The 12,877-nt window shown below is 69.7% G+C and carries 10 protein-coding genes and 2 pseudogenes; 8 read left to right on the top strand and 4 right to left on the bottom strand.

Annotated features, from left to right (window positions below; translation table 11 throughout):
* Positions 1-48: 48 nt before the first annotated feature.
* A pseudogene (locus IF17_RS1000000137575) lies at positions 49-783 on the bottom strand (class I SAM-dependent methyltransferase); the annotation flags it as partial.
* Between the two features lie 80 nt (positions 784-863).
* Between IF17_RS1000000137575 and IF17_RS0107290 the strand changes: the two are divergent.
* On the top strand, positions 864-1,124 hold the full coding sequence (locus IF17_RS0107290) for a hypothetical protein (RefSeq protein ID WP_030563343.1): 261 nt from the start codon (positions 864-866) through the stop codon (positions 1,122-1,124).
* Between the two features lie 70 nt (positions 1,125-1,194).
* Entirely contained in the window at positions 1,195-1,728 is a 534-nt protein-coding gene (locus tag IF17_RS0107285) for a 2'-5' RNA ligase family protein (protein ID WP_030563341.1), read from the top strand.
* A 71-nt stretch (positions 1,729-1,799) separates the two neighbouring features.
* Here the strand turns inward: IF17_RS0107285 and IF17_RS0107280 are convergent, their stop codons facing one another.
* On the bottom strand, positions 1,800-2,441 hold the full coding sequence (locus tag IF17_RS0107280; protein WP_030563338.1) for a nucleotidyltransferase domain-containing protein: 642 nt from the start codon (positions 2,439-2,441) through the stop codon (positions 1,800-1,802).
* An 81-nt stretch (positions 2,442-2,522) separates the two neighbouring features.
* Positions 2,523-3,918: pseudogene (locus IF17_RS01000000136190) on the bottom strand (MFS transporter).
* A 197-nt stretch (positions 3,919-4,115) separates the two neighbouring features.
* Here IF17_RS01000000136190 and IF17_RS0107270 point away from each other — a divergent pair.
* The 5 genes from IF17_RS0107270 to IF17_RS0107250 all read left to right on the top strand — a co-directional run bounded on the left by IF17_RS0107270 (position 4,116) and on the right by IF17_RS0107250 (position 7,210).
* A complete protein-coding gene (locus IF17_RS0107270) occupies positions 4,116-5,021 on the top strand; it encodes an MmyB family transcriptional regulator (RefSeq protein WP_030563336.1) in 906 nt (301 codons plus the stop codon).
* Positions 5,022-5,113: 92 nt separating this feature from the next.
* A complete protein-coding gene (locus IF17_RS0107265; RefSeq protein ID WP_030563334.1) occupies positions 5,114-5,386 on the top strand; it encodes a hypothetical protein in 273 nt (90 codons plus the stop codon).
* A 97-nt stretch (positions 5,387-5,483) separates the two neighbouring features.
* Complete coding sequence (locus tag IF17_RS0107260; RefSeq protein ID WP_030563332.1) at positions 5,484-6,026, top strand: DapH/DapD/GlmU-related protein; 543 nt, start codon at positions 5,484-5,486, stop codon at positions 6,024-6,026.
* 74 nt (positions 6,027-6,100) lie between these two features.
* On the top strand, positions 6,101-6,529 hold the full coding sequence (locus IF17_RS0107255) for a VOC family protein (RefSeq protein ID WP_030563330.1): 429 nt from the start codon (positions 6,101-6,103) through the stop codon (positions 6,527-6,529).
* A gap of 42 nt (positions 6,530-6,571) precedes the next feature.
* On the top strand, positions 6,572-7,210 hold the full coding sequence (locus IF17_RS0107250; RefSeq protein ID WP_244890433.1) for a P-loop nucleotide/nucleoside kinase family protein: 639 nt from the start codon (positions 6,572-6,574) through the stop codon (positions 7,208-7,210).
* Between the two features lie 818 nt (positions 7,211-8,028).
* On the opposite strand, the gene IF17_RS0107240 is transcribed toward IF17_RS0107250, so the two are convergent.
* The gene (locus IF17_RS0107240) at positions 8,029-11,337 is read right to left on the bottom strand and encodes an RHS repeat-associated core domain-containing protein (protein ID WP_425315160.1); all 3,309 of its coding nucleotides are present in this window, start codon (positions 11,335-11,337) and stop codon (positions 8,029-8,031) included.
* Positions 11,338-11,724: 387 nt separating this feature from the next.
* Here IF17_RS0107240 and dusB point away from each other — a divergent pair, with 387 nt between their 5' ends.
* Positions 11,725-12,873, top strand: coding sequence for a tRNA dihydrouridine synthase DusB (gene dusB / locus IF17_RS0107235; RefSeq protein WP_030563324.1), 1,149 nt, complete (start codon positions 11,725-11,727; stop codon positions 12,871-12,873).
* Positions 12,874-12,877: the final 4 nt, after the last annotated feature.

The following is a 12,877-nucleotide window of genomic DNA, read 5'->3' as shown; positions in this document are numbered from 1 at the left end:
TGCTGCCGGGGCTGGTTGATACCTCGCCGCCTGGCTTTCCGACGGTCGCGACTTGAGGGCCACCAGTCGGTACTGCGGGTCCGGGCGGGCCACGTCCTGGTCCGGCAGGGCGGCGAGCCGTCGCCGTACGTCGGCCAGCTGGTCCGGCGACGCATGGGTGCACCAGGAGATGAGTTCCGCGCCGATCGCCTCGCACCACCTGCGGGGGCTGCGGCCCTGCCCGGTGCCGGGGAACACCGTCCGGCCGGCCACCCGCAGTCCCCGCTCCGCCGCCCAACGGAGCACCCGGGCGGAGTCGTCGGGCGCCTGGGGTGCGTACTGCTGTCGCAGGTCCGCCGTCACCCGGGCGATGTCGCTGTCCTCGGCGAAGTACCCGCCGTTCTTGTCGACGGTGGTGATCAGCACCCCGCCGGGCCGCAGCACCCTGGCCGCCTCGGCCAGCACCGGTTCGGGGTCCGGCAGCAGATGGAGCAGCCATACGATGACGACGGCGTCCACCGAGGCCGCCGCGAAGGGCAGCCTCGTGGCGTCGCCCCGTACGACACCTCCTGGCATCCGCCGCCCGGCCAGGCCCAGCATCCCGGGCGACCGGTCGACGCCCACCACCGTCCGCCCCGGACCCCGCAGCCGCTCGGTCACGATGCCCGTGCCGCACGCGATGTCCAGGACCACGCCCGGCCCCTGCGGCAGGAGCCGCTCCACCGCGTCCGCAGCCGCGCGGGCTCTCGGTTCACCGCCTCGGGACGCGTCGTAGTGCAGGGCCTCGTCGTCGTAGTCGAGCATCTGTCCATCCTGTTCCGGTGCTTGCCGTTCGGCGTACACCTGCGGAGTTTTGAAACGTCTCCCGGGGGCAACCGGCCGCCATGGAAACCAACGGATCCACCGAAGAATCGACGGTGACCCAGGGGGACGAGCACCATGTCCTCCTCAGCGCGGACACCAACGGCGACGGCAAGCCCGACGTGTGGATGACGGACACGACCGGTGACGGCGTCGCGGACGTCTACCAGTTCGACACCACCGGCGACGGCACGATCGACGTCACGGTGGTCGAAGGGGCGGAGGAGCCCGGCACCGACCGGCTGGTGATCGAGGGCGACGGCGGCCACCCGCAGCAGGTCTAGGGCCTGTCGTCGGACAAGCCGAGCGCCGGCGCGCAACCGAATTGCGGCAGCCCGGTCGTACGCTGCGCTGGTGCACAGCATCGAGCTCCTGCCGGACGAGGCGACCGAGCGGGTCGTACGGCGCGTGTGGCGGGCCATCGCCGACGAGGGCCTCCCCAGCCAGGCCGGCCACCGCCACCCGACCAACCGGCCGCACCTCACGCTCGCCACGGCGGACGTCCTGCCGGCCGCCACCCGTGGAGCGCTGGCGGAGGCGCTCGACGCGCTGCCGCTGCCGCTCCACCTGACCGGGCTGCTGCGCTTCTCCGGCCGGAACAATGTGCTGGCCTGGGCGGTCCGGCCGGACGTCGCGCTGCTCACCCTGCACGAGAGGGTGTGGCGGATCCTGCGGGAGGCCGACGGCGACGGCCGGTCCCATCCGCTGCTCGCTCCTGGCCGATGGGTCCCGCACATCACGCTCGGCCGGGGGCGCGGTGCCATCTGGCCCGGCTCCGACGGCCGTTGGCTTCCGCCGGGAGCGGCGGCGCCGGGGTGGTGGGCCAGGTCCCGGACGTACGACTCGACGAGCCGTACGACGGCGCGCATCGGCCCGGACGTGCGGTGAGCCGGGTGCCCCGGAACGGAAAGGTTCCGGGGCACCCGGCTTCCGAGGGCACAGCCCTTTTCGCCGCCGCCTTACAGGTCCGCCAGCCAGACGTGCCCCGGATGTACGCGGGTGAGCAGCCCGGTCAGGGTCGCGCGCTGGGCCGGGGAGAGGTACGGGACGGTCGCGTCGAAGTCCGCCTGGTCCTTCGGGCGGCGGTGCTTGGCCTTGAACAGCAGGACCAACTCGGGCGTCAGATAAGGGATGCCGTCCGGGGAGCGGCGGATGATGTCGCCGTACGGAAGCCGGATCTCCTCGTCCCGCCGGCAGATCCAGGTGTCGCTGTCGTGCGGCTCGCGGAACACGTCGAGCAGGTAGTCGCCGGTGGCCGGATCGCGGAGCCAGGTCTGATGCACGCCGGCCAGGACCTCCGGTGACGCGTCCCCCCAGATCCGGCCGCTGCCGGCCGCGTCGAAGACGTACCCGGGGAAGCGGTCGCGTACCTCCGGAAAGCGCGCGGCCGGAATCCCGATCTCGATGTCCCCGTGAGGCCGCGTCTGCCGCCCCCGGAACAGATCCAGCGCCCAGCCGGCGGCCACGTACCAGGGCGCACCGATCCCGGCCAGCCGCCGCGCGACCTCGGCCGGGGACCAGGAGGAGGACCACCGCGCGTCGAGGGCTTCGATCTCGTCGGGAGACAACGCATGTCCGCCGCTCGGTAGTTGCTCGTTCATCGCAGGAACCTATCAGCGGACGCGAAGGCTCCGACCGCGGTCGGTGACGTACCCCCGCAGGTCAAGGCCCCCCTCAGCCGCTCACGCCACCGTACGCGGCAGCCGCAGGCTCAGCCCGACCGTCAGCGCCACCGCCGCCAGCTGCACCAGCAGCGTCACGATCAGCGCGTCCCGCATGCCGAGGCCCGGCACCAGCGCCAGGAACAGGGTGCCGAGCGTGGCCACCCCGAGGGCGAGGGCCGCCTGCTGCGTCGTCGTCATCACGCCGCCGCCCACCCCGGCCTTCTCCGGCGGTACGTCGGAGAGCACGATCCGGAAGAGCACGGGGAGTTGGAGGCCCTGCCCGAGGCCCGCGACGGCGACACCCGGCAGCAGGCCCCACAGCCCGAGGCCCTCCCACGCGGAGTGCACGGTCAGCACCAGCACCACCACGCCCACCGCCTGGATCAGCCCGCCCGCCGTCACGACCCGGGTGCCGTAGCGGCGGATCAGTCGGGGACCGGCGAGCGAGGCCCCGAAGAACGCCAACGCCATCGGGGCCAGCGAGAGACCGGCCGCCGCCGGGCCCATCCGCAACCCCTGCTGGAGCGCCACCGCGATCACGAACATGAAGCCGCCGAAGCCGATCGAGAACGGCACCACCAGCGCCAGCCCCCGCCGCAGCGAGTCCAGCCGCAGCAGGCTCGGTGGCACCAGCGGTACGCGGCCCAGCCGGTCGGCCCGCCGCTCCACCCGGTAGAAGGCGTACGCGGCGACCGGGAACAGCCCCAGCGACAGCCAGGTCCACAGCGGCCACCCGGCGGCCCGCCCCTCCGTGAGCGGGGCCAGCAGCGTCACCAGGGACAGCGCCAGGAGCAGCGTTCCCGGTACGTCGACGGGGGCGGGGCGGTCCGAACGGGTCTCCGGCACCACCCGGGCGGCCAGGATCAGACCCACCACGGCCACCGGCACGTTGACCAGGAACACCGACCGCCAGCCCGCGCTCTCGCCGAACACCGACGACATCGGGGCGGCCGCGACCAGCACTCCGCCCAGGATCTGGCCCGCGACCATGGAGAGCCCGGCCGTCGCCCCGTACAGACTCATCGCCCGGGCCCGGCGCGGGCCCCGCGTCGCCGCCTGGGATCGTGGCCAGCACCTGCGGCAGCATCAGGGCGGCGGCGGCGCCCTGCGCGACCCGGGCGCCGACCAGCGTCCAGGCGTCCGGGGCGAGCCCGCAGGCCAGCGAGGTGATCCCGAAGGCGGCCATCCCGATCAGGAACAGCCGGCGGCGGCCCATCATGTCGCCGAGCCGGCCGCCCAGGACGAGGAGGACGGCGTACGCGAGGCCGTACCCCGCGACGACGAGTTCGAGCAGGGCGGGGCCCGCGTCGAGGTCGTGGTCGATCGTGGGCAGGGCCACGTTGACGATGAAGAAGTCGACGAGCGGGAGCGCGGCGCCCAGGAGCACGGTGAACAGGCCCAGCGGGCCGAGCACGGGGGAGGGGTGGTCGTGGTGGTGGACGGGGGGCGTCGCCCGGACCGCCGTACCGAGGGCTGTGCGTCGGGATGCGTGTACGGACGATTCACTCACGCCGTCGACTCTGCCGCCGATCCCAGCCTGGTACCAGAGTCCCTTTATCCTGGTACCAGCACTACCTGGCACCAGGCCGGGACACCCGGCACCCTGGAGGCATGACGACCATGGCAGCCGAGCCCCTGCTCGCGGCGGACAGCACGGAGAGCCCGTCCGAGAGCCCGTCCGAGATGCGGCGGCACGAGCTGGCCGCGTTTCTGCGCAGCCGCCGCGAGCGCATCACGCCCGAGCAGGTCGGCCTCGTACGCGGGCGCCGTCGGCGCACCCCGGGGCTGCGCCGCGAGGAGGTCGCCCAGCTCTCCGCGGTCGGCGTCACCTGGTACACCTGGCTGGAGCAGGCCCGGGACATCCAGGTCTCCGCCCAGGTGCTGGACGCCCTCGCCCGCGCCCTGCTCCTCGACCCCAGCGAACGCGCCCACCTCTTCGCGCTCGCCGCCGCCCCCGACCCGGCGCCCGGCACCGAGTGCCCCACGGTCACGCCCGCGCTGCGGACCATGCTGGAGCAGCTCGACCCCATCCCGGCCTGCGTCCAGAACAGCCGGTACGACGTCCTCGCGTACAACCGCACCTACTCCCGGCTGCTCTGCGACCTCGACGCGCTGCCGCCCGAGGACCGCAACTGCCTGCTGCTGGCCTTCACCCACGACGACTGGCGGGCCTCGATCGTCGACCTGCCCGAGGTCACCCGGATGATGGCCGCCAAGTTCCGCGCCTCGATGGCCGGGCACCTGGCCGAACCCGCCTGGAAGGCGCTGCTGCACCGGCTGGAGACGCGGTCGCCGGAGTTCCGGGAGGTGTGGGAGCGCCACGAGGTGGTCGACCAGAAGGGGAGGACCAAGTACATCCGCAACGCCCGCGTGGGGCTGCTGCACGTGGAGCACACCAACCTCTGGCTCGGCCCGGCGAGCGGGCCGCGCCTGGTCAGCTACCCGCCGGTGGACGAGGAGACCCGCACCCGGCTGGAGCGGCTGCACCGCATCGCTCTGGCCGCCGAGCCCAAGTAGCGGTGTCGGCAAGGAACTTCGGGGCACCCGAGCGATAGGCCGGTCCACATCGGGATCGGATCTCGGAGCGAGACGTCCCGAAGGAGTGGCAGATGACTACGCAGTACGGCAACCAGCCGACCGGGCAGCAGCACCACGGCGCGCCTCAGCGCGGGGCGAGCAGCAACGTGCTCAGCATCATCGCGATCGTCCTGGGCGTGATCGGGTTCATCATCCTGCCGATCGTCTTCGCCCTGGCCGGCCTGGTGATGGCCATCATCGCCAAGGCCGTCCGGCACGAGCGGCTCTCCACGGTCGCCATCGTGGTCAGCGCCATCGGGCTGGTGGGCGGCATGGTCCTGGGCGCGGTCCTCGCCAACATGTGAGTGGCCGGGGCGCGGAGGCTGGGGAGCCCGAGGCGGGATGCGCCTCGGGCTCCTGGTGAGCTCGGCCTTGCGGTGGGCGGGTGGCAGGGTGGTGCTCATGCCCAGTGACCGTCTCATGCGCATCCACAGCCCCGAGTTCCAGGCCATGGCCGACAGGGTGCTCCGGGCCACCGAACTCACCTCCCGGCTGAACGTCCTGCCCTTCGAGGACGAGGAGGGCAAGGCGGCCCTGTTCGCCCAGATCCTCGGCCGGCCGCTGCCGCCCGGGACGACGATCTACCCGCCCTTCTTCACCGACCACGGCCTCCGTCTCGACCTGGCCGAGCGGGTGTTCATCAACCAGAACTGCACGTTCCTGGACTACGCGGGAATCCGGCTCGACGAGCGCGTGATGGTCGGCCCGAAGGCCACGTTCATCACGAGCGGCCATCCGGTCGACCCGGAGGAGCGGCGCCACTACCTCACCGGCGGGCCCATCCACGTACAGGAGAACGTCTGGATCGGTGCCGGCGCCACGATCCTGCCGGGCGTCACCATCGGCAGGGACGCGGTGATCGCTGCCGGGGCGGTGGTGGCCGAGGACGTCCCGGCGGCCAGCCTGGTGACCGGCCCGAAAGCCACGGTGAACCGCCGGTGGTGAGGGACGCTTTCGGACTGGTATGTGGGCCCCACGTGAACGAGTAAGGCCTCAGGGCCTGTTGGTAGAGTGCGCCGATGCCGTCGACCAAGCAGTTCCAAGTCACCTTCGACTGCGCGGAACCTGAGCGCCTCGCCCGCTTCTGGTGCGAGGTGCTGGGGTACGTCGTACCGCCTCCACCGGAGCCGTTCGCGACCTGGGACGATTACCGGCGCTCGCAGCCCCCGGAGCGGCAGGACTCATGGTTCGCCTGTACGGATCCCTCAGGGGTGGGCCCACGGCTCTTCTTTCAGCGTGTTCCGGAGGGGAAGGCCGTCAAGAACCGGGTGCACCTTGATGTACGGGTAGGCACGGGCCTTGTGGGTGAAGAGCGTCTCGCCGCACTGGAGGCCGAACGTGCGCGCCTGGAGCCGCTCGGAGCCGTACACGTGCAGACGCTGTACGACGGCCACGATGCGTGCATCCCGATGCTGGACATCGAGGGCAACGAGTTCTGCATCGACTGACCCTCTCCGCCGTGCGTAGGGCCGATCAGTAGGGTCGTTGACGTGCGTGATGTACGGGTGGTTCTGATCGGCGGGACGTCGAACGTCGGAAAGTCGACCGTTGCCCACGTGGTGGCGGAGAAACTCGGGTTCGAGTGCCTGAGCACCGACGCGTTGGCCCGGCATCCTGGGCGGCCTTGGAGAACCCCGGAGTGGGAGGTGCCGGCGCACGTGGCCGAGCACTACGGATCACTTACGGTCGACGAACTGATCGCGTCCGTTCTCGGCCACTACGATCGACTGTGGCCCCGCATCGAAGAGTTGATCGCGACCCATGCGGCCGCGGGTCGCGGCAGGACGGGCGTGGTTCTGGAGGGTTCGGCACTCTGGCCCGTCCGCGCCGCGACGCTCCAGGTCCCGTGCACGGCCGCCGTGTGGCTCACCGCCGACGACTCCGTAGTACGCGCCCGCGTTCACGCGGCGGGCCGCTACGAAGCGGCAACCGACCAGGAACAGGCCCTGATGGACCGGTTCCTGGCCCGCACCGAGCGCTACCAGACACTCATGATCGAGGCCGTCGACAGGCTGGGCCTGCATCGCATCGACGCGGGTCGCGGACAGTCCGCCGGAGAACTGGCCGACATGGTGATCGCGGCAGCCGACGCGCAGACCACGGCGGGACGGCCATCCACCGGTCAGTGACCACGCGCGACGGTTGACGAGTAGCCGGCCGGGGAAATGGGCCGGGCGAATCGTATCCCCGGCCCGATGCCTCTACTTTCGCTGATGCCGCAGATATTGCATCCGCACTATTTCTTGTTTCGATGACGGATGATCAATGTGGAAATGAGGAAAAAAGTGAGGCAAATGGCCAATCCTGGAAGGGCCCATCCTTCAGGTACCCACGAGCTTTTTCCTTCAGACGCGAAAACCCACATGTGATTCCTCTCGTCCAGGCCTGAGACGCGAAGGCTCCTGCCAGTCCGCAACAAGCCGCGACGATGAGAACGATCGCAAGCCAAGCCGGCCCGGCGATCATCACTAGGACCGCTCCGATCGCCATCAGGAGAGTCCCGTCGCGAGGGTCCACCCGGAAGAACCACTACCCTTTCGGTCCGACCTGTCGAGTAGGTCGGACCGAGAGGGGGAGGGAAGAATGCGCTCTTTCCCGAAACTACTTCCGGTAACGGAACCACGCGATGAGAGGCACCACGAGGACGACGAAGAGAATCACGAAAATCATGCCGGCCTCGGGAGACTCCAGGGGCATCGGAGCGCTGATCTTCATCGCCGGGCTTTCCTTCTGCTCATGAACGCAAGGACCAATGAAAGGCATCCTGACACCAGGAGCAGCAGACCGCAGCCACTTGCGACAGAGGAATGGCTGAACATGGTGATGAGCAGAATTCCGCAGACAATCTGCAGAAGGCCAAGGGGGGCGATGGTTCTTTCGCGTCCTGGCTGGATCATCTCATTGTCTCCTGTCGTGAGGGCCGAGGCGGGCCTCGGCCCTCCTCTCGTCAGCTCAGGTCGTTCTGGTAGGTGGCACCCACGTACGTGGCTGCGGCTGCGCCGATGACCATGCAGTAGGGCGTGGCGGCTGCGGCTCCCACTGCCGTGAAGGCAGCCGCTCCCGCTATGCAGAGCCCCGTGATCCCGATCTCCGCGATCATGGCGGCTGTGGCTGCCTCGGCTGCGTCTTGGCCTTCGGTCAGTCCGGCGTAGACGATGCCGCCGATACCCAGCGCATTACCGATTCCATCGAGACTGAGGAGTCCGGTGGGGTCGATGCGGTTGACGGGGTCGCCTTCGGCGTAGAGGTAGGGGTTCTCTTCCTGGCCGGAGGGGTCGGGGGTGGTGAAGCGGCCGATGTTGGGGTCGTAGTAGCGGGCCGCGAAGTGGTAGAGGCCTGTGGGGTCCTGGTAGCCGCCGGCGAAGCGGTAGGGCTGGGGGACCTGTTCGGTGGTGGTGGCTCGTTGCACGCCGCGCGGGCTGTAGGAGTACGTGTTGACCTTCGTGCCCGCCTCGTCGGCCAGGGCGACCACCGAGCCCAGCGCGTCGGTCAGGTAGTAGTGGTTCTTGCCCCCGCGGGTCATGGAGTTCAGCGTGCCCCCGGGTTCACGGTTGAATCCCGTGTCCACACCGGCCGTTGAGGTGGCGGAGAGGCCCAGCGGGCCGTTGTGGAAGGACGTGTCGCCGAGCTTGATGCGCTCGGACTGGTCGGTGGAGCCGTACTGGCCCGCGTACGTCTTGCCGCCGGTCGTGATCGACGTCATCTGCGAGTGGTCGGACCACTTGATGCCGGTGCGGGTGGTCCCGAGGGTGGAGGCGGCGGCGGTTTCGTTGCCGATCTGGTCGTAGGACCAGTTCGCCGTGGAGCCGTCCTTCGCGGTGATCTGCTGGGCGTCGTTGATGGTGTAGGTGGTGCCGCGCGGGCAGCCCTTGTCGACGCCCTGGGAGGTGAGGTTGCCTGCGAGGTCGTAGCAGTACTGCCAGGAGGAGTTGAGCGTGGTGCCCTTGTTCTCCGCCGCGTAGGAGAAGCGGCCCGCCGTGTCGTACTCGTAGCTCGTCTTCGTCCCGGCGACCGCGTCCGTCGTGGTGCGGATCTTGCCGCCGTCCTTGCCGTCCGTGCGGGCGTAGGTGTAGGCGAGGTCGACCAGGGTGCCCTTGGGGCTGGTCGTCCTGATCTTCTCGGGGCGGCCGGACTTGTCCGGGGTGACCTCCTGGACCGTGTTGCCCGGGTAGGTGGTCGTGGTACGGACGTCGTTCTTGTTGTACGCGTACTTGGTGACCTTGCCCTTGGGGTCCTTGAGTTCGGCGAGCTTGTTGACCTTGTTCCAGGTGTAGTCGGTCAGGCCGGCCGGGTCCTTGTAGGTGTCGACGTTGCCCGCCGGGGTGTAGGCCAGGACTGTCTGCGAGCCGTTCTGCAGGGTCCGGACCGTCTCGCGGGAGAGCGGGTCGAAGTCGTACCTGATGACGCCCGTGCCGTCCGAGCGGAGGGTGAGGTTGCCGTCGCCGTCGTACTCGTAGGTGACGGCCTGGTAGTTGGAGGAGTCGACCTTCTTCACCCGGTCGCGGTGGTCGTACTCGTAGGTGATGGTGATGCCCCGGGCGTCCTTCGCCGTCGACACCCGGCCGAGGTCGTCGTATGTGTAGGTGGTGGTGCCCAGCGGGGCCGGGGCCTTGACCGTCTTGAGGTTGCCCTTGGCGTCGTAGGTGAAGGTCGTGGAGACCGACTTGGAAGCCGTCATCTTCGTGGTGACCTTGCAGATCTGGCCCTCGAAGCCCCCGCAGGTGGGGGTGGCGGGGTTGTAGTCGAAGGACTGGTTGCCGCCGCCGGTGCCCTGGACCGCCACGGACTTGGTGTTGCCCGCCGTGTCGTAGGTGTACTCGGTCTTCTCGTTGTCCGCCGACGTCGACCGGGCGGGCCGGTCCGCGCCCGCGATCGTCTGGTAGCCCTCCACGGTCGCGGACGCTCCGGTCGGAAGCGTGGAGCCGGTGGGGTTGTTACGGGAGTCCCAGCCGTACTTCGTGACGTTGCCGCCGACGCCACCGGTGCCCATGGCGTCGGCGGCCTCCTCCACGTTCCGGTTCGCGTCGTACTTCTTGGAGCGCGACTGCTCCAGTGCGTCGGTGACCTTCGTGACCTGGCCGTCCGCGTCGTGCTCGTACTTCGTCGCGTGGGTCTCGGGGTTCGTGACCGTCGTCGTACCGGCCGCCGACGGACTCGTGGCGGAGTAGGCGTAGCTCCAGGTCGGGCCGGTGTGGCCGGAGCCGTTCAGCTCGGTGGCCCGGAGCATCGAGGTGACCCGGTTCTGGTTGTCGTAGGTGAAGACCGTCACCCGGCCCTTGGGGGTGGTGATCTTCGTCAGGCGGCGCGAGGAGTCGTAGCCGAAGACCGTGGACTTGCCTTCGGTGTCCGTCGTCTTCGCCAGGTCACCGGCCGGGTTGAGGTCGAAGACGGCGGTGCGGCCGGTGTGATCCTTGGCCTGCCACTGGTTCGGGTAGGTCTTGACCAGATCCACCCACCGCCCGGAGCGGGTCTCCGTGATCTTGAAGCCCTTGTGTTCCGAGCCCTCGTCGTGCTGGGTGACGGTGATGGCGCCCTTGTTCCGGTCCGTCACCTTTGTCAGGGTGCCGTTGGTGTCGTAGGTGTCCTTGGAGCCGGACTTGCGGTCGGTCAGCGTGTACGTGCCGTCCGCGTTCTTCTTCAGGTCCTTGGAGTACCCCTTCGGCGTGGTGAAGGTGCCGTCGGCGTTCTTCGTGAAGAACGCCGCGTCCCCGGTGGCGCCGTAGACCACCACCTCGTTCGTGAAGACGTGGAGGTAGCGCTCGTACTCCTGCCACCACCGCTGCGACACCTTGCCCCACGGGGCGTCCAGCGAGTTGTAGGTGCGGGCCAGCCGCAGCTTCTGGCCGACGCCGGCGACGTCGAAGTCGGTGCCGGCGAGCATGAGATTGCCGTTCGACAGGTTGATCCTCGCCACCAGCGAGTCCGTGACCCGGACATCGGAGATCTGGTGCCAGGGCACCGCGCCCTGCCCCTCCGGTACGTACACGCGCACACCTGCCGACGAACGCGCCGGGGGCGACGAGGCGCTGTCACCCGTCTTGGCCCGCTTCTTCTGCGCCTCCTGCCAGGCCGTCTCCGCCGCCGACGGCGCGGACTGCTCCTCGCTGGCCGGCGGCCTGTTGGTGCCGACCTTGACCGGCGGTATGGACTCCGGATCGGCCTTCTTGCCCCAGACCGACCCCACTGCCGGAGCCGGGGCCGGGTCCTCACCCGGAGCTGCCAGTGCCGGGAGTGCGGAAGCGCCCAGCGCGGCCACCACCAAGGCCGCCGTCAGAGCACTTCTGCGAGATGTACGAGATGTGCGAGCACGCCGAAACGGCGTGCCGGAAGCACGCGAAACCATGCGATCCCCCCGCGGGATTCGTGGACGCGGTGACCGCTGCGATCACCGGAGCGGCACACGCTGCCACGAGCCCTTCACGCGACACGAACAAGTTCTCGACCAGAAATCCGTAAACGTGCCAGAACAAGCCGACCTGGGCGCCCGGTACACCCCGGAAAGTTCTCCGCCACGCCGACACTTTCCCTGTGGAAACTATTTGTGCCTCAAGGAAACGGGGCCGAAAATCGCCCCCTGCCGCCCCCTGCCGCCTACGTGGAAGCCCGAGCCCGCCACCCCTCCGGCGTACGCGACAATGGAGCAATGACCACGCTCGCCCCCGCCCTCCCGCAGCTCCGCATCGGCCCGCACACCGTGCAGCCCCCCGTGGTGCTCGCGCCCATGGCCGGCATCACCAACGCCCCGTTCCGGACGCTGTGCCGGGAGTTCTCCGGGGGCAAGGGGCTGTTCGTCAGCGAGATGATCACCACGCGGGCGCTGGTCGAGCGCAACGAGAAGACCATGCAGCTCATCCACTTCGACGCGACCGAGACCCCGCGCTCGATCCAGCTGTACGGAGTGGACCCGGTCACCGTCGGCAAGGCCGTCCGCATGATCGTGGACGAGAACCTCGCCGACCACATCGACCTCAACTTCGGCTGCCCCGTGCCCAAGGTCACCCGCAAGGGCGGCGGCTCCGCGCTGCCGTACAAGCGGCCGCTGCTGCGGGCCATCCTCAAGGAGGCCGTCTCGGGCGCCGGGGACCTCCCCGTCACCATCAAGATGCGCAAGGGCATCGACGACGACCACCTCACGTTCCTGGACGCCGGACGCATCGCCGTCGAGGAGGGGGTCACCGCTGTCGCTCTGCACGGGCGCACCACCGCCCAGCACTACGGCGGCACCGCCGACTGGGACGCCATCGCCCGGCTGAAGGAGCACGTCCCGGAGATTCCCGTCCTCGGCAACGGTGACATCTGGTGCGCCGACGACGCCCTGCGGATGATGCGCGAGACCGGGTGCGACGGTGTCGTGGTCGGGCGCGGGTGCCTCGGGCGGCCCTGGCTCTTCGCCGATCTGGTGAACGCCATGGAGGGCAGCGCGACCCGGCACGCGCCCACCCTGCGCGAGGTCGCGGACGTCATGGTGCGCCACGCGACGCTGCTGGGGGAGTGGATCGGCGACGAGGCCCGTGGCGTGATCGACTTCCGTAAGCACGTGGCCTGGTATCTCAAGGGCTTCGCCGTCGGCTCCGAGATGCGCAAGAAGCTGGCCATCACCTCCTCGCTGGAGGAGCTGGGCGGCCAGCTGCACGAGCTGGACCTCGACCAGCCCTGGCCCGACGGTGCCGACGGGCCGCGCGGGCGGACTTCGGGCAACAATCGGGTCGTCCTGCCGGACGGCTGGCTCAAGGACCCGTACGACTGCTCCGGTGTCAGCGCCGACGCCGAGCTGGACACCTCCGGCGGCTGAGTCC

Source organism: Streptomyces cyaneofuscatus, assembly GCF_000718135.1.
GTDB classification, from domain to species: Bacteria; Actinomycetota; Actinomycetes; order Streptomycetales; family Streptomycetaceae; genus Streptomyces; species Streptomyces cyaneofuscatus.
The sequence above is the reverse complement of the archived record's forward strand: the minus strand, read 5'-3'. Positions and strand labels throughout refer to the sequence as shown.